The following is a 20,272-nucleotide window of genomic DNA, read 5'->3' as shown; positions in this document are numbered from 1 at the left end:
ATACTCGGTCAGCGTCGACGCGTACGTGAACGACGGCGCCACTGCGGGCTGCTGACGGCGCCCTGCTCGAGGGTGAGGAGCGCCTTACCGCACCCGAGGCCGAGTGCGCCCGGCTGGTCGCGCTGGGGGCGGCACATGTGCCGCGGGGGAGCGGCCGTCGGTGCTTCGCGATGCCTTGGATCGCACCGGCACCGGGCAGGCCCGTGCGGCTCACGCACCCCGAAGTCGATCCGGACGCGCGCCGCATGGAGCAGGCCACTAGCACTGCTTCAGGCCGGTGGCGGGGATCGGATCCGTACTCACCATCCTCGCCGGGACATTGCCCCAAGGCTCGTCCTTCGTCTTGAACGCCACCCAGTACCAGATCTCGTCGCCCCGGCCCTTCCCCCAGCACACGAAATGGGTCTCGGGGCCGAGCGGCCTGGCGGGGTGCGACGCGCGGTCGCGCTGGGTGTACGTCGTGATCCCCGCCGTACCCGTGCAGTAGAGGTCGTGACCCGAGCGGATCTCGCACTCGGGGGACCGGGCGGATGCGCCCGCGCCCGGTGCGGTCGGCCCGGCCTCGCCCGGGTTGTGCGCGGACGGCGCGCCGGCCCGCCCGGCCGTCTGTGGTACTCCGTCGCCGGCCTCTTTACCCTTTCCGCCGATCAGACCGGACGTGACGGTGTTGACGACGCCGAACGCCCCTCCGATGGCGGTCGTCAGCACAGCGGTGACGAGGGCGACCTTGCCGGCCTCACTCAGCCCGCCGAACCACTCCCGTGCCCTGCGCGTGCGCGATCGCCGCGGGGGTGAAGGCTCCGGGCCCGGGGCGGGGTCGGGGCTGGGGGCGGGGTCACTGCTCGGAGGGGGCGGTAACGAGGACAACGAAGCCTCCGCGGCTGTCCGTTGACTGCTGGAACCCAAGACAGTAGGGGGTTCGGACGACCGGTGCCACGTCGGGTGGCGAGGCCCCGCCATGCCGTTGACGGACCGCGGTTCACGCGGTCACGGCAGGTCGCCGTCGCGGAGGGACGTGATGAACGAGGACCAGGGCCCGGCGGCGAAGAGGAGCGCGGGGCCCTGGGGGGTCTTGGAGTCCCGGACGGGTATGCCGGAGGGGTGGTTGTCCAGGACTTCCACGCAACTGCCGCCCTCGTTGCCGCTGTACGACGACTTGCGCCAGCCGGTCAGGGAGGAGGCATCCGGGATCGTGTGGTCATTCACGCTCTGCGTAGTCCTTTGCCGTCGCCCTCAACAGGGCCAGTGACTCCTTGAGCGGCATGGCGTCGCTCAACGCGAGATCGTATGCGCCTTCGAGTCGTTCGACCACGCTCGGGGAGTCGTGCACCTTGCCGATCTGGATGCCCTCGGAGTACGCCACCGGAGGCTGGTCCTCGAACGTGAGCAGGGTGAGCATCCCTTGCATGAGCGTGTGGACCCCGAGTCTGAACGGCAGCACATGGACGCGCACGCGTCCCGACTCGACCAGGCGGATCATGTGGGTGATCTGCTCCGCCATGATCTCTGAGCTGCCGACGGCCCTGTGTAGTACCGACTCGTCCAGCAGCACCCACACGACGGGAGTCACTGGATCGGCCAGCCTCCCTGCCCGCTTGAGGCGTGTGACGACGAGCCTGTCACATTCCTCTTCACTCCTGGGAGGGAACGACGTGCTCAAGGTCGCTCGCGCGTACGCCTCTGTTTGGAGGATGCCTGGGAAGAACGACAGGGCGAACTCACGGATCACTGTCGCCTGCTGTTCGAGGTGGAGGGCCGCCTCGAAGTAGTCGGCGACCGCCACGTCGTCCTGTGGCAGGAAGCTGCTGAGGACGTTTCCCGTGTTCAGGGCCCTGTCCAGGCGGCGGGCGTCCTCTCGGGACGGGACGCGGCGGCCCGCTTCGATGTGGGCGATGTGCGAACGGGTCATGACCGCGGTCTCGGCCAGCTGCTGCTGGGTGAGGCCCGCCGCTTCCCGTTGGGCCTTCAACCACTCCCCATAGATGTTGCTCATCGTCAACTCCCTTGTGACAGATGATCTGTCACATCGAAACCCCTGGTCAGCGTAGCCCGGCCGGCTCCAGGCTGTGAGTGAATCGCTACAGAGCGCAGGCGCCCCAGGGTGTCCCGCTCGCTTCCGCCCGGGCCCGTACGCACAGGACCCCCGCGACCGCACGAACGGCCCGGGGGCGTGGCCCTCAACTGACCAGGAGTTGACGACGTGTCGCACTGTATCGCCCGCCTCCTCGACCCGCTGCTGCGGCTGCTGTGGCCCCCGCCGCCCGCCCGTCACCGCGCGGCACCGTCCCCGGCCGCTCGGCCGGTCCGTACACCGGCGCCGCTGCCGCCCCGGCCCACCCGCGCCCCGGAGCCGTACTACGCGGGGGAGGACAGCGCGCTCGTCCGCCCGTACCTGCTCGCCCACGAGCGGCGGGCCGAGGAGCGCCGGAGGCGGGCGCGGCGGCGGACGCTCTGGTTCGCCGTGCACGGCATCGACCTGGGTCCCCGCGTCATCCACGGAATCGAGATCACGGCATGAGCGACCACACGACCGCCCGCCTGCTGCCCTGGACCGGCTCCGGGGGCAAGCCCTGCTACCTCATCGGCGACGGCCTGGGCCACATCTCCAAGGTCGCCGACCGGATCGAGAGCGTCCAGCTCGGTATGGCCGCCGAACTGCTCGATCACGTCGCGGAGTTGCTGAGCGACCGCAGGGCGACCTCCGACCAGCTGCGGTACGCCGTCGCGCGGATGGCGGAGTCGCTGCGGGACGTGCACCGCATCGCGGAGAGCAGGGGGGCGCGCTTGCGGGCGGAAAGCCGCGCCGACGGGGGCGCGTCCGCGTAGGGCCTCACGCGTCGTCCCCGACGCGGCTCAGGGCGAACCACAGTTCCATGCGGGTCTGCGCGTCCTCCAGGTCCGCGTCCAGCAGGGCGGCGCAGCGGGCGACGCGCTGGCGGACCGTGTTGCGGTGGACGCCCAGCGCCGCCGCCGTGCGGTCCCAGCCGCCGTGCAGGGACAGCCACACCCGCAGGGTCTCCACCAGCGCCGGGCTGTCCAGGAGCGGGCCCAGCAGGGCGCGGGCGTGCGCGTCCGCCTCGGCCGGGTCCACCAGGGCGTCCAGGCCACCGGGCCGGTGCCTGGCCAGGCCCGTGTGCGCGGCCTCCGCGCGGCGCAGCGCCCGGGCGGCCTGCGCGTCGGCGGCCGCCAGCGCGTCCGGGCCCGCCGGGGCGCTCACCCCCAGGGTCCACCCCGGCTGCGGCGCCGCGTCCCGCCCGGCCGGCAGCAGCGCCCGTACCGTCCCGTCGGAGGCGTCCACCAGCGGGGTGCCCAGCGCGGGCGGCGGGCCCAGCGGGTCGCCGCCGCGCGCGTGGACCACCGTCCAGGGCGCCTCGCCCAGCAGCGGCGCCACCTCCTCGGGGCGGGCGCCCAGCAGGAGCCGTACCAGCGCGGCCGACCGGGCGGCCTCGTCGGCGCCCTGGTGGGGCGCGGTCAGCAGGGACAGCAGCACCATGGCCGTCTCGGCGATCCGCTGGTCGGCCTCCTCGTGCCGCGCCAGCGCCAGCCCGAGCGTCAGGCCCTCCCGGCCGGTGCCGAGGCTGTACGCGACGAGCCGCACCCCGCCGGCCCCGCCCGCGCTGTCCGCCGCCGACGACGGGCGCCGCTGAGCCCGCGCCACCACCGCGACCAGCCGGTCCAGCGCCGCCGCCTCCTCCGGGGTGAGCCCGCGCCCGGCCGCCGCGAACTCGGTGCCGTCCGGCGCGTACAGCGCGGCCCGCCCGCCCAGCCGCCCCGCCAGCACCTTCAGCACCGCCGGTACGGGACCGGGCCGGGCGGCGGCGGTGGCCAGCGCCCGCTGCGCGTCCGTCACCCGGCGCAGCTCGTGCAGCCGCGCGTCGGCCATCAGTCGCCACACCGCCCGCGCGACCGCCGCGAACGTCGTGCCCGGCTCCACCTCCACCAGCGGCAGCCCGTACCGCGCGCACGCCTCGGCCAGCGCGCCCGGCACCGTGTCGTACACCGGAGTCACCCCGAAGCCCAGCGCGGCCGCGCCCGCCTCCGCCGCCCGCGCCACGAACCGCGCCGGGTCCGCCCCGGCGTCCGCGAGCTGCACGCCCGCCGTGAGCAGCAGCTCCCCGCCGAGCAGATACGGGTACGGGTCGGCCATCTCGGAGGTGTGCACCCAGTGCAGCTCGGCCCCCGGATCGCCCGCCACCAGCCGCAGCCCCAGCTCGGGACGGGCCAGCAGCGCGGCCAGCCGCACGGGCGGCCCGAACGGCACCAACGGCTCCACCATGGACGCTTCCTCCACTCCGCGACCCCCGAATGGAAGAAACGTACACTTCTACGGCGCGGTCGGCGCCCGTACCGTCGTCCTCATGGACGCCGTGTGTGTGACGTACGGCGCGAGCGCAGGAAAGAAGGCACCCCACATGAGCAGCACCAGCGGCACGCCCCGCGGCCCCATCGACTCCTCCCGCGTCCCGCGCTACGCCGGCCCGGCGACGTTCGCCCGCCTGCCGCGCCTCGACGAGGTCGGCACGGCCGACGTCGCGGTGGTCGGCGTCCCGTTCGACTCCGGCGTCTCCTACCGGCCCGGCGCCCGCTTCGGCGGCAACGCCATCCGCGAGGCGTCCCGCCTGCTGCGCCCGTACAACCCGGCGCAGGACGCCTCCCCGTTCGCCCTCGCGCAGGTCGCGGACGGCGGCGACATCGCCGTCAACCCGTTCAACATCAACGAGGCCGTCGAGACCATCGAGGCCGCCGCCGACGACCTGCTCGGCACCGGCGCCCGCCTGATGACCCTGGGCGGCGACCACACGATCGCCCTGCCGCTGCTCCGCTCGGTCGCCAAGAAGCACGGCCCGGTCGCGCTGCTCCACTTCGACGCGCACCTCGACACGTGGGACACGTACTTCGGCGCCGAGTACACCCACGGCACGCCGTTCCGCCGCGCCGTCGAGGAGGGCATCCTCGACACCGAGGCGCTGTCCCACGTCGGCACGCGCGGCCCGCTGTACGGCAAGCAGGACCTGACGGACGACGAGAAGATGGGCTTCGGCATCGTCACCTCGGCCGACGTGTACCGCCGGGGCGCCGACGAGGTGGCCGACCAGCTGCGCCAGCGCATCGGTGACCGCCCGCTGTACATCTCCATCGACATCGACTGCCTCGACCCGGCCCACGCCCCCGGCACCGGCACGCCCGAGGCGGGCGGCATGACCTCCCGCGAGCTGCTGGAAATCCTGCGCGGCCTCGCCTCCTGCAACCTCGTCTCCGCCGACGTGGTGGAGGTCGCCCCGGCGTACGACCACGCCGAGATCACCTCGGTCGCCGCGTCCCACACGGCGTACGAGCTGACGACGATCATGTCCCGCCAGATCGCCGCGGCCCGCTCGACCGACGCCTGACACCCGGCCGGCCGCACCGACGGCGCGTGCGCCCCGGCCCGGCCGGCCGCACCGACGGCGGAGGCGCGTCAGCCTCCCGGCGGCGCCGGACACCCGTACGGGGTCCGGCGCCGCCGTACCGCTCCCCGGCCCCCCGGAGGCACCCGCATGACCCACGACCACGACCTCGTCCCGCGCCCCACCGCCGCGCAGACGCACGCCGCGCTCAATCCGCCGCCCGGCCGCACCGGCGGGGACCTCGTCGTGGAGACGCTGCGCGGGCTCGGCGCGACGACCGTCTTCGGGCTGCCCGGGCAGCACGCGCTCGGCATGTTCGACGCGCTCGGCCGCTCCGACCTGACCTATGTGGGCCTGCGCGTCGAGAACAACGCGGGCTTCGCCGCCGACGCGTACGGACGGATCACCGGCGAGGCCGCGCCGCTGCTGCTGTCCGCCGGGCCCGGCGCGCTGACCGCGCTGCCCGCCCTCCAGGAGGCCGCCGCCGCGTCGGCGCCGGTCGTCGCCATCGGCGCGCAGGTCCCGGCGCGGGGCATGGGCGGCGGACGCCACGGCTACCTGCACGAACTGCGCGACCAGCAGGCGTCGTTCCGCGATGTCGTGAAGTCCGTGCACCAGGCCCGTACGGCCTCGCAGATCCCCTCGGCCATCGCCGCCGCCTGGGAGTCGGCGCTGACCGCCCCGCACGGGCCCGTGTGGGTGGAGATCCCGGCCGACGTGCTGGGCGCGCCGACGGACGTGCCGGTCGTGACGGCGCCCGACGCGACCCCGCACGAACTGGTGCCGCGCCCGGAGCTGACCGCGCTCGCCGCGCACTGGCTGTCGCACGCCGAACGCCCGGTGATCGTCGCGGGCGGCGGAGTCGTGCGGTCGGACGCCTCCGGGAAGCTGCGGGCGCTCGCGGAGCGGCTGTCGGCGCCGGTCGTGACGACGTTCGGCGGCAAGGGCGCCTTCCCGTGGGAGCACCCCCTGTCGCTCCAGTCGTGGCTGGAGGACCGGCACACCACGGACTTCCTCGAGGACGCGGACGTCCTGCTGGTCGTCGGCTCCGGCCTCGGCGAACTGTCGTCGAACTACCACACGTTCCGGCCGCGCGGCCGCGTCGTGCAGATCGAGGCGGACCTCGGGAAGCTGGAGTCCAACCACCCGGCGCTCGGCATCCACGCGGACGCCCGCCTCGCCCTGTCGGCGCTGCTGGAGACGGTGGAGGAGCGCCGTGACCCGGCCGCGCCCGAGCGGGTACGGCAGGTGCTGGCGGCGGTCCGGGAGCGGATCGACGCGCAGGGCCTCGACCTGGAGCGGCGGGTGCTCGCGTCCGTGCGCCGCGCGCTGCCCGACACGGCGCCGTCCTTCTGGGACATGACGATCCTGGCGTACTGGGCGTGGTCGGCGTTCGACGCGCGCCGCCCCGGCACGATGCACTCGGCGCAGGGCGCGGGCGGCCTCGGCTACGCCTACCCGGCCGCGCTCGGCGCCGCGGCGGCCGACCCGGAGGGCCCCGTGCTCGCGGTCTCCGGCGACGGCGGCGCCCTGTACTCGATCGCGGAGCTGGCGACGGCCCGCCAGCACGACCTGCCGGTGACCTGGCTGATCGTGGACGACGGCGGCTACGGCATCCTGCGCGAATACATGACGCAGACGTACGGCAGGGCCACGGGCACGGAGCTGGCGCGCCCCGATTTCGTGGCCCTGGCCGAGTCGTTCGGCGTCCCGGCGAAGCGGACGACGCCCGAGGACCTGGAGGGCGACCTGCGCGCAGCGCTCGGGTCGCCCGGCCCGTCCGTGGTGGTGCTCCCGGCGGTCCTCCGCATGTTCGCGCCGACGCACACGGAGGACTGACTGCCCGTCAGGTCAGGAGCGTCGGGTCCGGCCTACCAGATGGCCTCGACCCACTCCGGGTGGTCGATGAACGGGTTCCGGTTGTGCTGGTAGGTCTGGTAGATCAGCTCGTTGCGGTTGCGCTCGAACGCGTCCGGCGGGTCCTGCTCGTTCCACTGCTTCAGCACGGAGAGGCGGCCGTGGAAGGGGACGGTGCCGTTGGTGACGGCGTCGTTGGGCTCCAGGTCCGGCCAGCCGTCGGTGCCCTCGTAGCGGACGGCCATGTACAGGATCATGCGCGCCACGTCGCCCTTGTCGGCGGCGCGGGGCTCGAAGCTGTTGGAGTCGGTGTAGCTGCCGGGGGCGCCGCTGACCGCGCTGCCGCCCATGTCGAAGTCCTTGTTGCCGCGGATGCTGTTGACCTTCACATCGGCGGGGCGCAGGTGGTGGAGGTCGGTGCCCGGGCCGGCGGACGTGCCGAAGTCGCCGTGGGACTGGGCCCACACGTGCTCGCGGTTCCAGTCGCCGACGTCGCCGCCGCTGAGGGCCTTGGAGCGGGAGGTGCCGCTGTAGAGGAGGCGGACGTTGGCGCTGTTGGCCGGGTCCTCGTCGGTCTCCTTCAGGGCCGTCCAGACCGCCGAGTACGAGATCTTCGTCTGGTTGCGGATGATCGAGTGCAGGGCGCTCTTGAGGCTGGTGCCGGTCTTGCCGATGGCGGGCGCGTAGTACGTGTCGTCGTACGCGGACACGGTGGCCGTGGCGGTGGTGGCCGAGGCCGTCGCCTCGGGGGCCGGGGCCGCGGCGGCGCCCGGGACGGCCACGCCGACGAGCACGGCGGCGGTGGCCAGGACGGGAAGCCTCCAGCGGCGTGCGGAGGCGGCCGGTGTTGACGGCATGGGGGAGTCCTTTCCCGAGGTGGGGACACGGGGGAACGTTTCGGCGGTCTACGCGAGTTGACCGGTGGGCAAGGGGAGAGTGCCATGCCTGCGGCGACACGCGTGTGAACGGGACGGGTCGGTCCTGTGTCATTGTCATGGACGTGCCGATATGGCCGAAAGGGGGCCCTGGGAACTGGCGCGGCGTCAGGCGCGGTGCGCTGGTGTCCGCCGCTGCCCGGGGCCGTCGCGCCCGTCTCCGCCCCGGCCCCTGCGCCCCGGCCGCGGCGGCGGCACCGCCCGGCTCCGGTGCGGGGAAACCGCTTGATGCGCCCGACCCCCGCTGCCGAGGATGAGGCCATGCCGACCTTCACCGCCCCCGACGGGACGAAACTCGCCTGCCACCTCATGGGTGACGGAGCGCCACTGATCTGTCTGCCGGGCGGCCCCATGCGCGCGTCCGCGTACCTCGGAGACCTCGGCGGACTGTCCGCGCGGCGAAGGCTGGTCCTGCTCGACCCGCGCGGCACCGGCGCGTCCGGCACACCGGCGGACCCGGCCACGTACCGGTGCGACCGGTAGGTGGCCGACGTGGAGGCCCTGCGTGCGCACCTGGGGCTGGAGGCGCTGGACCTCCTCGCCCACTCGGCTGCCGGAGACCTCGCCCTCCTCTACGCGGCCCGCCACCCCCACCGGGTGCGCTCACTGACGCTGGTCACCGCGCGGGGACGCGCCCTCGGCGTCGACTTCACGCCCGAGCACCGCCGGGAGGCGGCGGCGCTGCGCGCGGACGAGCCGTGGTACGGGGCGGCGTACGGCTCGTACGAGGCGATCTGGTCCGGCACGGCGACGGACGCCGACTTCGACGCGGCCGCCCCCTTCTTCTACGGGCGCTGGGACGAGGCGGCGCGGGCGCACGACGCGGCGGCGGTCGAGCAGACGAACGAACCGGCGGCGGAGGCGTACGCGGCGCCGGGCGCCTTCGACCCGCGGGCGACCCGCACGGCCATCGGGGCACTGACCGCCCCGGCCCTGCTCCTCGCCGGAGAACTGGACGGAGGCCCCCGGCCCCGGGTGGCGCGAGACATCGCCCGGTTGATCCCCCGCGCCACGGTCGCGGTCCAGCCGGGCGCGGGCCACTACCCCTGGCTGGACGACCCGGCCGCGTTCACCCGCACGGTCACGGCGTTCCTGGACGGCGTGGACGGAGCCCGCTGACCCGGCCACCCGGCGGGACGACCGGGGCGCGGCCGGGCGCGGCGGCCGGGGCGCGGGTCCGGGCGGGGCCGTTGGCTCGGCGGCAACGGGGCTCGGGAGGCGGCGGGGACCCGGCGACAACGGGGCCGGGCAGGCGGCGGGGGCCCGGCGGCAACGGGGCTCGGGAGGCGGCGGGGACCCGGCGACAACGGGGCTCGGGCCGCCTAGGCTGTGGGCCGTCCGAGTGGCCGTGCGGGAGCGGGGGAGGCACCGGTGCAGGCGGAGTGGACGGGGGCGGTGCGCCCCGGGACGCGGATCGGTCCGTACACCGTGCTCACCGAGCTGGCCAGCGGCGGCATGGGCCGGGTGTACCTGGCCCGTTCGCCCGGCGGCCGTACCGTCGCCGTCAAGACCCTGCTCTCCGCGGGCGACGGCGTCACCGTCCCCGAGGCCGACCGGCGCCGCTTCGCCCGGGAGGTGGCCCTGGCCCGCCGGGTGCGCGGGGTGTACACCGCCAGTGTCGTCGACGCCGACGCCGAGGCTCCGGTCCCGTGGATGGCCACCGAGTACGTACCGGCGCCCTCCTTGCGCGAACTGGTCGCCGCGCACGGTCCGTTGCCGTCCGACGGGCTGCACTGGGTGGCGGCCGGCATGATCGAGGCGCTGGTGAGCATCCACGCCGCCGGGCTCGTCCACCGCGACGTCAAGCCGTCCAACGTTCTGCTGCCCGAGGACGGGCCCCGGCTGATCGACTTCGGGATCTCCCAGGCCGCCGACGTCACCCGCACCAAGGCGGCCCTCGGCACCATCGCCTTCGCCGCGCCCGAACAGGCCCGCGGCGAGCCGACGACCACCGCGTCCGACGTGTTCTCGCTGGGCGCCACGCTCTTCCACCTGGCCACGGGGCGCAGCCCGTACCGCGACATGGGCCAGGGCACCGCGATGGAGCAGCTCGTCCGCGCGGCCGAGGGCGACCTCGACCTGGCCGGCCTGCCCGCCGCACTCGACGCGCTGATCCTGCCGTGCCTCGCCCCGGACCCCGCCGACCGGCCGACCCCGCAAGAGCTGCTGGCCCGGGTCGGCGCCGTACTGGCCGCCCGCCCGCAGGCGCGGGGCGCCACCGACTGGCTGCCGCCCGCCTGGTCCACCGCGATCGAACGGCACCGGCGGCGTCGTACGGAGGAGGCCGACGCGGCCGTGCGGCGTGTCGACCCCGAGGCGGTCACCGAGCGCCCCCCGCCCGCCGCCGCGCGCACCCGCCACCTGCCCGGGGCGACCGGTTCCGGCCCGTCAGGGCCCGCGCCGTCCACGCCAGGCCGGTCCGGGGCGGGCGGGGCGGACCGCCGCCGGTCGCGGGCGCCGCGGCGGATCAGCGCGGTCGTCGCGGCGCTCGTCGGCGGAGTCGTCGCCCTGGTCGCGCTCGAATCCGGCGTCCTGTCCTTCCTCCGGGACGGGGAGGAATCCCCGAACCCCGTGCGGCAGGACCTGCGGCTGGCCCTGGTGGAGCAGAGCAAACCGGGCGCGTGCACCGACGAGCTGCCGCCGCCCACCTTCCACTCGGCGGAACTGGGCGGCTGCTACCGGATCTCCACTCGGTCCGAGGACCGGATGAGCGTCCGGCAGCTGCGGCAGGTGCGCGCCGAGCAGGACAAGTCGGGCGCCTGGGTGATCACGATGACGTTCGACGAGGGCGACGGCAAGCGGTTCGCGGCGCTCACCGGGCGGGCGGCGCCCCGCGCGGTGCCCCGGAACCAGATCGCCATCGTCCTCGGCGACCGGCTCATCAGCGCCCCCGCCATCAACTCGGCCATCACCGGCGGAGAGGCGCAGATCGCCGGCACCTACACCGAGGCCGAGGCGAAGGCCCTCGCCCGGGAACTCGGCGCCCGCTCCTAGCCTCCCGCTGTGGCGGAGTTCTGCCCGGGCACGTGGGCAGCGGCGTGGGAACGCCGCCGGACACCGAGGACGGAGCCGTCCGCCCGCCGCCCTCGACGCGGCGGCCCCCGCCGGGCCGTGCGAGCGGAGGCCTGGCGTGCGGGCGGAGGGCGGAACAACGCCCTGGCCCGAGAGCGTCCACCGTCCCTACGATCCGGGCATGACGAATACGGCGTGGCGCGTCGCTCTCGGCGCGGTGGCTTCCAGCGCGTTCTTCTGGGCGGTCGCCGGGGCCGTCGACCTGGGGCTGGAGCGGACCCGCAAGGGCTACGCCCTCCCTGACGGCGGGGAGTGGTACACGCTTGCCCTGTTCGCCGGATTCGTCGTCGCCTACTTCAGCGTGGCGTCCCTCACCGGTACGACCGCCGCCCCGTACGCGGCGCTGGTCCCGGCGGCGGGCGCCTGCTTCGGTGCCGGCTCGTGCCTGCTCATGGGCCAGCAGGCGCGGCACTGGGCCGCGGCGGCCGTCATGGCGCTGATCGGATCGGCCCTGCCCCTCGTCGTTCACCTGCGCAATCGCGTACGGAGCGCCCGGCTCGGCGGGGACACCGTGGCCTGACCGGCGCTCGGCGGGGATGCGGCGCCCCGCGTGTCGGCCGGCCGCGATGATGTGCGCCTCCACGGCCTCCGACAAGCGCGGCGAAGCTCTCCGCCGAATCCCCCGTCCACGACGTCGACTCGACCATCACGCAGGCCGGGACGCCGCACCCCACCGCCGCGGGGTCCACCTCCGCCATCGTGCGCCGGATGGCGCACGCCGGGGCGGTGGGCGCCCCGCCGTCAGTCGGCGGCGGTGCTCCGTTCCGCCGCGCTGTCGTAGGCGGCGCGGGCCTCGGCGATGGCGGAGCGGTGCCGCTCCGCCCAGCCCACCAGTCCGGTCAGCGACGCGTGCAGCTCCCGCGCCATGGGGGTGAGGCTGTACTCCACCTTGGGCGGCACCGTCGGGTACACGGTGCGCACCAGCAGTCCGTCCCGCTCCAGCCTGCGCAGGTTGAGGGTGAGCATGCGCCGGCTGATGCCCTGGATGGCGCGTTCCAGTTCGGTGAAGCGGACCGGGCCGTGGGCGGCGGCGATCAGGATGCCGATGCTCCACTTCCCCGCGACGCGGTCGAGCACCTCGGTGACCGGGCAGGCCTCCTCCTTCAGCGCTTCGGTAACACGGGTGTGACTGCGTGACACGAAAGTGCCTCCTTCCGGTGACCGGTGAGGTTATCGATGATGACTGCTGTTACACATCGTGAACCAAGGGGGAAGACATGCCCGTCCGCGCTCTCGTCGTCGATCCTTCCGCACCCGCGGCCGTGCGCCTCGCCGAGGTCCCCGAGCCCGTGCCCGGTCCGGGCCAGGTCCTGGTGGACGTCTCGCACGCCTCGCTGAACTACGGCGACCTCAACGACGCCCGCTCCGGGCGGGTGCCGGTGGGCGCGGTGCTCGGCTCGGACGCCGCGGGCGTGGTCGTCCGGGCCGCCGCCGACGGAACCGGCCCGGCGGTGGGCACCGAGGTGGTGGCCCTGACCACGGGGGCGTTCGCGGAGCGCGTCGCGATCGACGTGGACGCGCTCGCCGAGGTCCCCGAGGGCCTGGACCTGGCGCGGGCGGCTGCGCTGCCGGTCGCCGGAGTGGCGGCGCTGCGCTCCCTGCGGGCCGCCGGGCTCGCGCCGGGCAAGCGGGTGCTGGTCACTGGCGCCTCCGGTGGCGTCGGCCGGTACGCCGTCCAGCTGGCGGCGCGGGCCGGTGCCCATGTGATCGCCTCCGTGGGCTCGGCGGCCCGCGGGCAGGGCCTCGCCGAGCTCGGCGCCGACGAGGTGCTGACCGGCCTCGACGGGCTGCGGGCACCGGTCGACGTGGTCGTCGACAGCGTCGGCGGCCCCCAGCTCGTCGAGGCGTGGAACCTGCTCGCCCCCGGAGGCAGCGTGCAGAGCGTCGGCTGGACGTCCGGGGAGCCGGCGGTCTTCCCGCCGTACGCGACCGTCGGCCCGGCCAAGTCGCTCAGCTCCTTCGTCATCGAGGGGGCGGCCGGGGCGGACCTGGCGGTTCTCACCGGGATGGCCGCCGAGGGGGCCCTCACCGTCGAGATCGGCTGGCAGGGGACCTGGGACCGCTTCGACGAGGCAGCCGAGGCGCTGCGCGGCCGCCGCGTCCCGGGGAAGGCGGTCCTGGCGGTGACGTCCGCCGCACCGCGCTGACCCGCCGCCCGCCCGCCCGCCTCCCAGGCCGCCCAGCCCGGCACCGCACCGCCCCGCCCGGCCTCCGGAAGCCGCCCCGCCCGCCTCCGTAGACCCGCCGCCCCGCCCGGCCGGACACCGCCCCCGCCCGGCCTCCGGAAGCCGCACCGCCCAGCCCGGCATCGACCGGCGCCCCCGCCCGCCTCCGGAGGCCCGCCGCCCCGCGCAGGATCCACCCCGCGGGTCCTAGGCCGAAAGGATGGTCCTGGCCCCCTCTCCGCCCCGCCGGGATGAAAATCGCACCCCGTCCTGTTGGTGCCTTGCGGTAGATCAGCGGAATCGGGCGAAACGGGAGGCTGGGACGTGGTGTCGGCGGCGGGGGAGAAACAGGAGCGGGCGACGGAGCCGGGGTGGGCCAAGCGGCTCTGGGGATACGCCTGGCGGCACCGGAAGGACGTCGTCCTCGCCCTTGGCTCGTCGCTGGGCGGCATGGCGGTCATGGCGCTCGTCCCCCTCATCACCAAGATCGTCATCGATGACGTGATCGGCGCGGGCACCGGATCCCTCGGCCTGTGGATCGGCGTCCTGATCGCCGCCGCCCTCGCCGTGTACGCCCTCACCTACGTCCGCCGCTACTACGGCGGACGCCTCGCGCTCGACGTCCAGCACGACCTGCGCACCGAGATGTACGGGACGATCACCCGCCTCGACGGCAGGCGCCAGGACGAGCTGTCCACCGGCCAGGTCATCGGCCGCGCCACCAGCGACCTGCAACTCATCCAGGGCCTTCTCTTCATGCTCCCGATGACCATCGGGAACTTCCTCCTCTTCTTCATCAGCCTCGGCATCATGGCCTGGCTGTCGCTGCCCCTCACCCTCGTCGTCCTCGCCGTCGCCCCCGCGCTGTGGTTCATCGCCAAGCGCAGCCGCGTCAAGCTGCACCCCGCCACCTGGTACGCCCAGGCCCAGGCCGGGCACGTCGCCGGGGTCGTGGACGGCGCCGTCACCGGCGTACGCGTCGTGAAGGGCTTCGGCCAGGAGGACCAGGAGACCGACAAGCTCCGCACGGCCAGCCGCGAACTGTTCGCCGCCCGGCTGCGCACCATCCGCCTGAACTCCCGCTACACCCCCGCCCTCCAGGCCGTGCCCGCGCTCGGCCAGGTCGCCATGCTCGCGCTGGGCGGCTGGCTCGCCACACGCGGCGAGATCACGCTCGGCACGTTCGTCGCGTTCTCCACGTACCTCGCCCAGCTCGTCGGCCCGGTCCGGATGCTCGCCATGGTCCTCACCGTCGGCCAGCAGGCCCGCGCCGGCGTCGAACGCGTCCTGGAGCTGATCGACACCGAGCCGTCCCTGGCCGACGGCACCGTGGAGCTGCCCGCCGACGCGCCCGCCGGCGTCGAGTTCGACGACGTGTCCTTCGCGTACGGCGACGGCGACGACGCCCGGTCCGTGCTCGACGGCTTCTCGCTCACCATCCGCCCCGGCGAGACCGTCGCCGTCGTCGGCGCGTCCGGCAGCGGCAAGTCGACCGTCTCGCTGCTCCTGCCCCGCTTCTACGACGTGACCGGCGGCGCCGTCCGCGTCGGCGGCCACGACGTGCGCGACCTCACCCTCCAGTCGCTGCGGGCCGCCATCGGCCTCGTACCGGAGGACAGCTTCCTCTTCTCCGACACGGTCCGCGCCAACATCGCCTACGGCCGCCCCGACGCCACCGACGAGGAGATCAGGGCCGCGGCGCGCGCCGCACGCGCCGACGGGTTCATCACCGACCTGCCCGACGGGTACGACACGACCGTCGGCGAACACGGCCTGACCCTCTCCGGCGGGCAGCGCCAGCGCATCGCCCTCGCCCGCGCCATCCTCGCCGACCCGAGGCTGCTCCTCCTCGACGACGCCACGTCCGCCGTCGACGCCCGCGTCGAGCACGAGATCCACGAGGCGCTGCGCGCCGTCATGGCCGGGCGGACCACCCTCCTCATCGCCCACCGCCGCTCCACCCTCAACCTCGCCGACCGCATCGCCGTACTCGACGGCGGCCGCCTCTCCGACATCGGCACCCACGAGGAGCTCCAGGAGCGCTCCGCCCTGTACCGGCGGCTGCTCACCGACCCCGACGAGCTGGGCGGCGTCTCGCCCGGCCACCTCCTCCAGGCCGCCCCCGACGAGGACGAGGACCGCACCGTACGGGACGAGCTGGACGCCGAGTTCGACGCCGAGCGCGGCATCACGCCCGCCCTGTGGGACCGCGACACCGCCGAGCCCGGACCCGCCAGGACCCCCGGCGCCACACCCGAGCTGCTCGCCCAGGTGGAGGCGCTGCCCCCGGCGACCGACACGCCCGACGTGGACGAGGCCCGCGCGGTACGGCCCGAGGAGTCGTACGGGCTGCGCCGCCTCCTGCGCGGCTTCGGGCTGCCGCTGCTGTTCGCCCTGCTGCTCGTCGCCGTGGACGCGGGCATGGGCCTGCTCCTGCCCGTCCTGATCCGGCACGGCATCGACGAGGGCGTCACGCAGCTGGCGCTCGGCGCGGTGTGGGCGGCGTCCGGACTGGCGCTGCTCACCGTCGCCGTGCAGTGGGCGGCGCAGGTCGGCGAGACCCGGATGACCGGGCGGACCGGCGAGCGGGTGCTGTACGCGCTCCGCCTGAAGATCTTCGCGCAGCTCCAGCGGCTCGGCCTCGACTACTACGAGCGCGAGCTGACCGGCCGGATCATGACCCGGATGACCACCGACGTGGACGCCCTGTCCACGTTCCTCCAGACCGGCCTGGTCACCGCGTTCGTCTCCGTCGTGACCTTCTTCGGGATCATGGTCGCGCTCGTCGTGATCGACGTGCAGCTCGCGCTGGTCGTCTTCGCGACCCTGCCCGTACTGGTCATCGGGACGTTCTTCTTCCGGCGCGCCAGCGTCAAGGCGTACGAGCTGGCCCGCGAGCGGATCAGCGTCGTCAACGCCGACCTCCAGGAGACCGTGTCCGGGCTGCGGATCGTGCAGGCGTTCCGCCGCGAGCGGTCCGGCACCGCCCGCTTCACCCGCCGCAGCCTGGAGTACCGCGAGGCGCGGGTGCGCGGCCAGTGGCTGATCTCCGTGTACTTCCCGTTCGTGCAGCTGCTGTCGTCGCTGGCCGCCGCCGCGGTGCTGGTCGTCGGCGCGGGCCGGATCGACGCGGGCACGCTCACGCCGGGCGCCCTCGTCGCGTACCTGCTCTACATCGACCTGTTCTTCGCGCCCGTGCAGCAGCTGTCGCAGGTCTTCGACGGCTACCAGCAGGCGACGGTGTCGCTGCGCCGCATGCAGGAGCTGCTGCGCGAGCCGGCCTCCACCCCGCCCGCCGCCGACCCGCGCCCGGTGCCGTCCCTGAAGGGCGAGATCGCCTTCGAGGACGTGTCGTTCCGGTACGGCGACGAGGAGGAGGCGTTGAGCGGCGTCTCCCTGCGGATCCCGGCCGGGCAGACCGTCGCGTTCGTCGGGGAGACCGGCGCGGGCAAGTCGACGCTGGTCAAGCTGGTCGCGCGGTTCTACGACCCGACGTCGGGCCGGGTCACCGTCGACGGCACCGACCTGCGGGAGCTGGACCTCACCGCGTACCGGCACCGCCTCGGCGTCGTCCCGCAGGAGGCGTACCTGTTCCCCGGCACCGTGCGGGACGCCATCGCCTACGGGCGGCCCGACGCGACCGACGCCGACGTGGAGGCCGCCGCCCGCGCGGTCGGCGCCCACGACATGATCGCCACGCTGGAGGGCGGCTACCTCCACGAGGTCGCCGAGCGCGGGCGCAACCTGTCGGCCGGCCAGCGGCAGCTGATCGCCCTGGCCCGCGCCGAACTGGTCGACCCGGACGTCCTGCTCCTCGACGAGGCGACGGCGGCCCTGGACCTGGCGACGGAGGCCCAGGTCAACGCCGCCACCCAGCGCCTGGCGGGCCGCCGCACCACCCTGGTCGTCGCCCACCGCCTCACCACGGCCGCCCGCGCCGACCGCGTGGTCGTCATGGACCACGGCCGCGCCGTCGAGGACGGCACCCACGAGGAACTCCTCGCTCGCGAAGGCCGCTACGCCACCCTGTGGCGCACCTTCGCCGGCGAACCGGAACACGTGGGCTGAGCCGGGGCCCCGACACCGCCGGGGCCCGCCCGGCTCCGGTGGCAGCCGCTGTGCGGGAGCAGCGCGCCCCACCCGAGCCGGGCGCACGGGCCCCCGCCGGAGAGGTGAGTAGGGCATCTGCGTAGTCGTGCTCATGTCCGGGCGCCCCCGCCCTGGTGGGGTGGGGGCATGAGCTTGAACGACACCCCGTCCCCCGCGCGTCCCGCCGAGCCCGCACACCCGGTCCGTCCTGTCTCCGCCCGGGCGCTGCGGGGCATCTCCCTGGCCTGCGCTCTCGGGTTGCCGCCGGTGTGGCTGGCGGCCTGGCTGGTGCCGCTGGCCGGAGAGGTGGGCAGCCGGTGCGTGACGTACGGGGGTGACTGCGGCACGAAGTGGCCCGAAGGGACCCCGCAGTTCTGCTTCGCCGCCGTCGCCGTGGCCTGCTGCGTGGCCCTGTTCACACCCGACCGGGGCCGCCGCACCGCCCTCGTGCGGCGGGCCGCCCTGTACGCGCAGCTCGCGTTCTCCGCCGCCGCCGTCCTGTGGGTGCTCACCTGGGCCACCGCCTGACCGGAGGGCAACCGTCCGGGCCGTTCTCGCGTCGTACGCGTGTACGGGGACGAGGCGAGGGGGCCGACAGGTGTTCAGGTGGAGTGCGGGCGCGTGGCGCGGGCGGGTCGCCGGGGGCGTGGCCGCCGTCGTGGCCGCCGGGGTGCTGGGCGTCGCCGGGCCCGGTGTGGCCGACGCGGAGGCCGCCCGGCTCGCGGGCTGCCCCGGCCGGCTGGCCAAGACCGTCAAGTTCGCCACGGGGGAGCTGCGGGTCTACAAGAACCGCCAGTACGCCTGCGCCGTCACCGTCGCCAAGCCGGGGCCCCGCCGCCCCATGTCCGTCACCCTCCAGCCGCGCGGCGGGCGGGCCCTCGCCGACAGCGGCAGGTTCACCCGGCAGGCCGGGCCGGTCACCGTCCACGCCCTCAACCGCTGCGTCCGCGCCACCGGCGCCGTCTCCGGCCGCGGCGGCTCCACCGGCTGGATCCTCTGCTGACCGCCGCGCCCTGAGCGCCTCCACCCGTCACCCCGTCAGCCCCCGGGCCGGAAGCACCCGACGCCCCGCCATCCCCCAGGACCGATGGGCCGCCGCCCCCAGGACCGATGGGCCACCCGGCGCCCCGCCCCCCCAGGACCGGTGTCACCCGACGCTCCGTCACCCCGCCCGCCACCACGGGCGACCGGCGTCCCGGCGCCCCCACCCGGCCGGGGGCTGGTCAGGCACCCGCGCGCACCGCTAGGTTCACCGCGACCGCAACGAACCCAGTGGAAGGCAGCGCATGCGCACGACGCTCAGATGGCTGCTGTCGCTCGTGGTGCTCATAGGCACCTTGGGCACGGCCGGCACGGCCACCGCCGCCGGACAGGACAGCGCAGGACCGGACATCAAGGACCGCGTCCTCGCGATCCCCGGCATGTCCCTGATCGAGGAGAAGCCCTACCCCGGCTACCGCTTCTTCGTCCTCGGCTACACCCAGCCGGTGGACCACCGCCGCCCCGCCAAGGGCACCTTCGAGCAGCGCCTCACCCTGCTGCACAAGGACACCACCCGCCCCACGGTGTTCTTCACCAGCGGCTACGGCCTGAACACCAACCCGCGCCGCTCCGAGCCCACCCGGATCGTCGACGGCAACCAGGTCTCCCTGGAGTACCGCTACTTCACCCCGTCCCGCCCCCAGCCCGCCGACTGGTCGAAGCTGGACATCTGGCAGGCCGCGTCCGACCAGCACCGCCTGTTCACCGCGCTGAAGAAGATCTACGACCGCAAGTGGGTCGCCACCGGCGGCTCCAAGGGCGGCATGACCGCCACGTACTACGAGCGGTTCTACCCGCGCGACATGGACGCCGTCGTCGCGTACGTCGCGCCCAACGACGTCGTCAACCGCGAGGACTCCGCCTACGACCGGTTCTTCGAGAACGTCGGCAGCCAGGAGTGCCGCGCCCGGCTGAACGCCCTCCAGCGCGAGGCCCTCGTCCGCCGCGAGCCGCTCCAGAGGAAGTACCAGGAGTGGGCCGCCGCCGAGGGCGCCACCTTCCACACGGTCGGCAGCATCGACAAGGCGTACGAGGCGGTCGTCCTCGACTTCGTCTGGGCCTTCTGGCAGTACTGGGGCGAGCAGGACTGCGCGACCATCCCGGACGCCGCCACCGCCACGGACGACGCCGTGTACGAGACCATCGACACGTACTCCGGCTGGTCCTTCTACACCGACCAGGGCCTGGAGCCGTACACGCCGTACTACTACCAGGCGGCCACCGAGCTCGGCTCGCCCAGCCTGCGCCTGCCGCACCTCGACGGCCTCAGCCGCTACGGCTACCAGCCCGCGCACTCCTTCGTGCCGGACGACATCCCCGTGCGGTTCAAGCCGTGGGCGATGCGCGACGTCGACACGTGGGTCCGCCACAACGCGCAGCGCATGCTGTTCGTCAACGGTGAGCGCGACCCGTGGAGCGCCGAGCCGTTCCGCGTCGACCGCGGCGCGAAGGACAGCTACGTCTTCACCGCGCCCGGCGCCAACCACGGCGCGAACATCGCCGGTCTGAAGGAGCGGGAGCGGGACCTCGCCACGGCGAAGCTCCTGCAGTGGGCGGGCGTCGCCCCGGCCGCCGTCCAGGCCGACCCGGACCGCGCCCAGCCGCTCGCCCGCTACGACGCGCGCCTCGACAAGCGCGACGTCCAGCGCGGCCCGCGGTTCCTTCCGTAACACCCGCCGTACGTGAACGGGGTGCGGGCCCGGCAGCGGATGCCGGGCCCGCACCC

General features: G+C 74.6%; 17 protein-coding genes and 2 pseudogenes. 13 read left to right on the top strand and 6 right to left on the bottom strand.

Annotated elements, in window-relative coordinates; genetic code table 11:
• Positions 1–41: 41 nt before the first annotated feature.
• Positions 42–146 (top strand): annotated as a pseudogene (locus ACSUPT_RS09675) (VOC family protein); the annotation flags it as partial.
• A gap of 112 nt (positions 147–258) precedes the next feature.
• On the opposite strand, the gene ACSUPT_RS09670 reads toward ACSUPT_RS09675, so the two are convergent.
• The 3 genes from ACSUPT_RS09670 to ACSUPT_RS09660 all read right to left on the bottom strand — a co-directional run bounded on the left by ACSUPT_RS09670 (position 259) and on the right by ACSUPT_RS09660 (position 1,993).
• On the bottom strand, positions 259–708 hold the full coding sequence (locus tag ACSUPT_RS09670) for a hypothetical protein (RefSeq protein WP_403501189.1): 450 nt from the start codon (positions 706–708) through the stop codon (positions 259–261).
• Positions 709–987: 279 nt separating this feature from the next.
• A complete protein-coding gene (locus ACSUPT_RS09665; protein WP_351967760.1) occupies positions 988–1,206 on the bottom strand; it encodes a DUF397 domain-containing protein in 219 nt (72 codons plus the stop codon).
• A complete protein-coding gene (locus ACSUPT_RS09660; protein ID WP_365724816.1) occupies positions 1,199–1,993 on the bottom strand; it encodes a helix-turn-helix domain-containing protein in 795 nt (264 codons plus the stop codon). The genes ACSUPT_RS09665 and ACSUPT_RS09660 overlap by 8 nt, the downstream gene beginning before the upstream one ends.
• Positions 1,994–2,200: 207 nt before the next feature.
• Between ACSUPT_RS09660 and ACSUPT_RS09655 the strand changes: the two genes are divergently transcribed.
• Positions 2,201–2,518, top strand: coding sequence for a hypothetical protein (locus ACSUPT_RS09655; protein WP_351967762.1), 318 nt, complete (start codon positions 2,201–2,203; stop codon positions 2,516–2,518).
• On the top strand, positions 2,515–2,826 hold the full coding sequence (locus tag ACSUPT_RS09650) for a hypothetical protein (RefSeq protein ID WP_403501194.1): 312 nt from the start codon (positions 2,515–2,517) through the stop codon (positions 2,824–2,826). The genes ACSUPT_RS09655 and ACSUPT_RS09650 overlap by 4 nt, the downstream gene beginning before the upstream one ends.
• 4 nt (positions 2,827–2,830) lie before the next feature.
• Here ACSUPT_RS09650 and ACSUPT_RS09645 read toward each other — a convergent pair whose 3' ends face one another.
• On the bottom strand, positions 2,831–4,276 hold the full coding sequence (locus ACSUPT_RS09645; RefSeq protein ID WP_436944059.1) for a PucR family transcriptional regulator: 1,446 nt from the start codon (positions 4,274–4,276) through the stop codon (positions 2,831–2,833).
• Positions 4,277–4,412: 136 nt separating this feature from the next.
• Here ACSUPT_RS09645 and speB point away from each other — a divergent pair, with 136 nt between their 5' ends.
• Together speB and ACSUPT_RS09635 are read left to right on the top strand one after the other, a co-directional pair.
• A complete protein-coding gene (gene speB, locus ACSUPT_RS09640) occupies positions 4,413–5,390 on the top strand; it encodes an agmatinase (protein ID WP_351967764.1) in 978 nt (325 codons plus the stop codon).
• A 147-nt stretch (positions 5,391–5,537) separates the two neighbouring features.
• Positions 5,538–7,226 (top strand): thiamine pyrophosphate-binding protein, encoded by a 1,689-nt coding sequence (locus tag ACSUPT_RS09635; protein WP_436944058.1) that lies wholly within the window; start codon positions 5,538–5,540, stop codon positions 7,224–7,226.
• Between the two features lie 32 nt (positions 7,227–7,258).
• On the opposite strand, the gene ACSUPT_RS09630 is transcribed toward ACSUPT_RS09635, so the two are convergent.
• Complete coding sequence (locus ACSUPT_RS09630; RefSeq protein ID WP_399219261.1) at positions 7,259–8,101, bottom strand: endonuclease I family protein; 843 nt, start codon at positions 8,099–8,101, stop codon at positions 7,259–7,261.
• A gap of 339 nt (positions 8,102–8,440) precedes the next feature.
• Here ACSUPT_RS09630 and ACSUPT_RS09625 point away from each other — a divergent pair.
• The 3 genes and pseudogenes from ACSUPT_RS09625 to ACSUPT_RS09615 all read left to right on the top strand — a co-directional run bounded on the left by ACSUPT_RS09625 (position 8,441) and on the right by ACSUPT_RS09615 (position 11,771).
• Positions 8,441–9,298: pseudogene (locus tag ACSUPT_RS09625) on the top strand (alpha/beta fold hydrolase).
• Between the two features lie 252 nt (positions 9,299–9,550).
• Entirely contained in the window at positions 9,551–11,173 is a 1,623-nt protein-coding gene (locus tag ACSUPT_RS09620; protein ID WP_361655044.1) for a serine/threonine-protein kinase, read from the top strand.
• 199 nt (positions 11,174–11,372) lie between these two features.
• Positions 11,373–11,771: a hypothetical protein gene (locus ACSUPT_RS09615; protein WP_436944057.1), complete on the top strand. Its 399-nt coding sequence runs from the start codon at positions 11,373–11,375 to the stop codon at positions 11,769–11,771.
• A gap of 221 nt (positions 11,772–11,992) precedes the next feature.
• On the opposite strand, the gene ACSUPT_RS09610 is transcribed toward ACSUPT_RS09615, so the two are convergent.
• Positions 11,993–12,391, bottom strand: coding sequence for a winged helix-turn-helix transcriptional regulator (locus tag ACSUPT_RS09610; protein WP_351967159.1), 399 nt, complete (start codon positions 12,389–12,391; stop codon positions 11,993–11,995).
• A 77-nt stretch (positions 12,392–12,468) separates the two neighbouring features.
• On the opposite strand from ACSUPT_RS09610, the gene ACSUPT_RS09605 reads away from it, so the two are divergent.
• The 5 genes from ACSUPT_RS09605 (at position 12,469) to ACSUPT_RS09585 (ending at position 20,216) form a co-directional block, all read left to right on the top strand.
• Positions 12,469–13,398 carry a zinc-binding dehydrogenase gene (locus ACSUPT_RS09605; protein WP_436944056.1) on the top strand — a complete coding sequence of 310 codons (930 nt, stop codon included), beginning with the start codon at positions 12,469–12,471 and terminating at the stop codon, positions 13,396–13,398.
• Positions 13,399–13,740: 342 nt separating this feature from the next.
• Positions 13,741–17,484 carry an ABC transporter ATP-binding protein gene (locus tag ACSUPT_RS09600; RefSeq protein WP_436944055.1) on the top strand — a complete coding sequence of 1,248 codons (3,744 nt, stop codon included), beginning with the start codon at positions 13,741–13,743 and terminating at the stop codon, positions 17,482–17,484.
• Between the two features lie 168 nt (positions 17,485–17,652).
• Positions 17,653–18,033 (top strand): hypothetical protein, encoded by a 381-nt coding sequence (locus ACSUPT_RS09595; RefSeq protein WP_404143068.1) that lies wholly within the window; start codon positions 17,653–17,655, stop codon positions 18,031–18,033.
• A 118-nt stretch (positions 18,034–18,151) separates the two neighbouring features.
• Complete coding sequence (locus ACSUPT_RS09590) at positions 18,152–18,508, top strand: hypothetical protein (RefSeq protein WP_351967222.1); 357 nt, start codon at positions 18,152–18,154, stop codon at positions 18,506–18,508.
• Positions 18,509–18,791: 283 nt separating this feature from the next.
• The gene (locus tag ACSUPT_RS09585) at positions 18,792–20,216 is read left to right on the top strand and encodes a S28 family serine protease (RefSeq protein ID WP_365728265.1); all 1,425 of its coding nucleotides are present in this window, start codon (positions 18,792–18,794) and stop codon (positions 20,214–20,216) included.
• Positions 20,217–20,272 lie beyond the last annotated feature (56 nt).

The sequence above is a fragment of the Streptomyces sp. SudanB25_2051 genome (assembly GCF_964272635.1).
Taxonomy (GTDB): domain Bacteria; phylum Actinomycetota; class Actinomycetes; order Streptomycetales; family Streptomycetaceae; genus Streptomyces.
The sequence above is the reverse complement of the archived record's forward strand: the minus strand, read 5'-3'. Positions and strand labels throughout refer to the sequence as shown.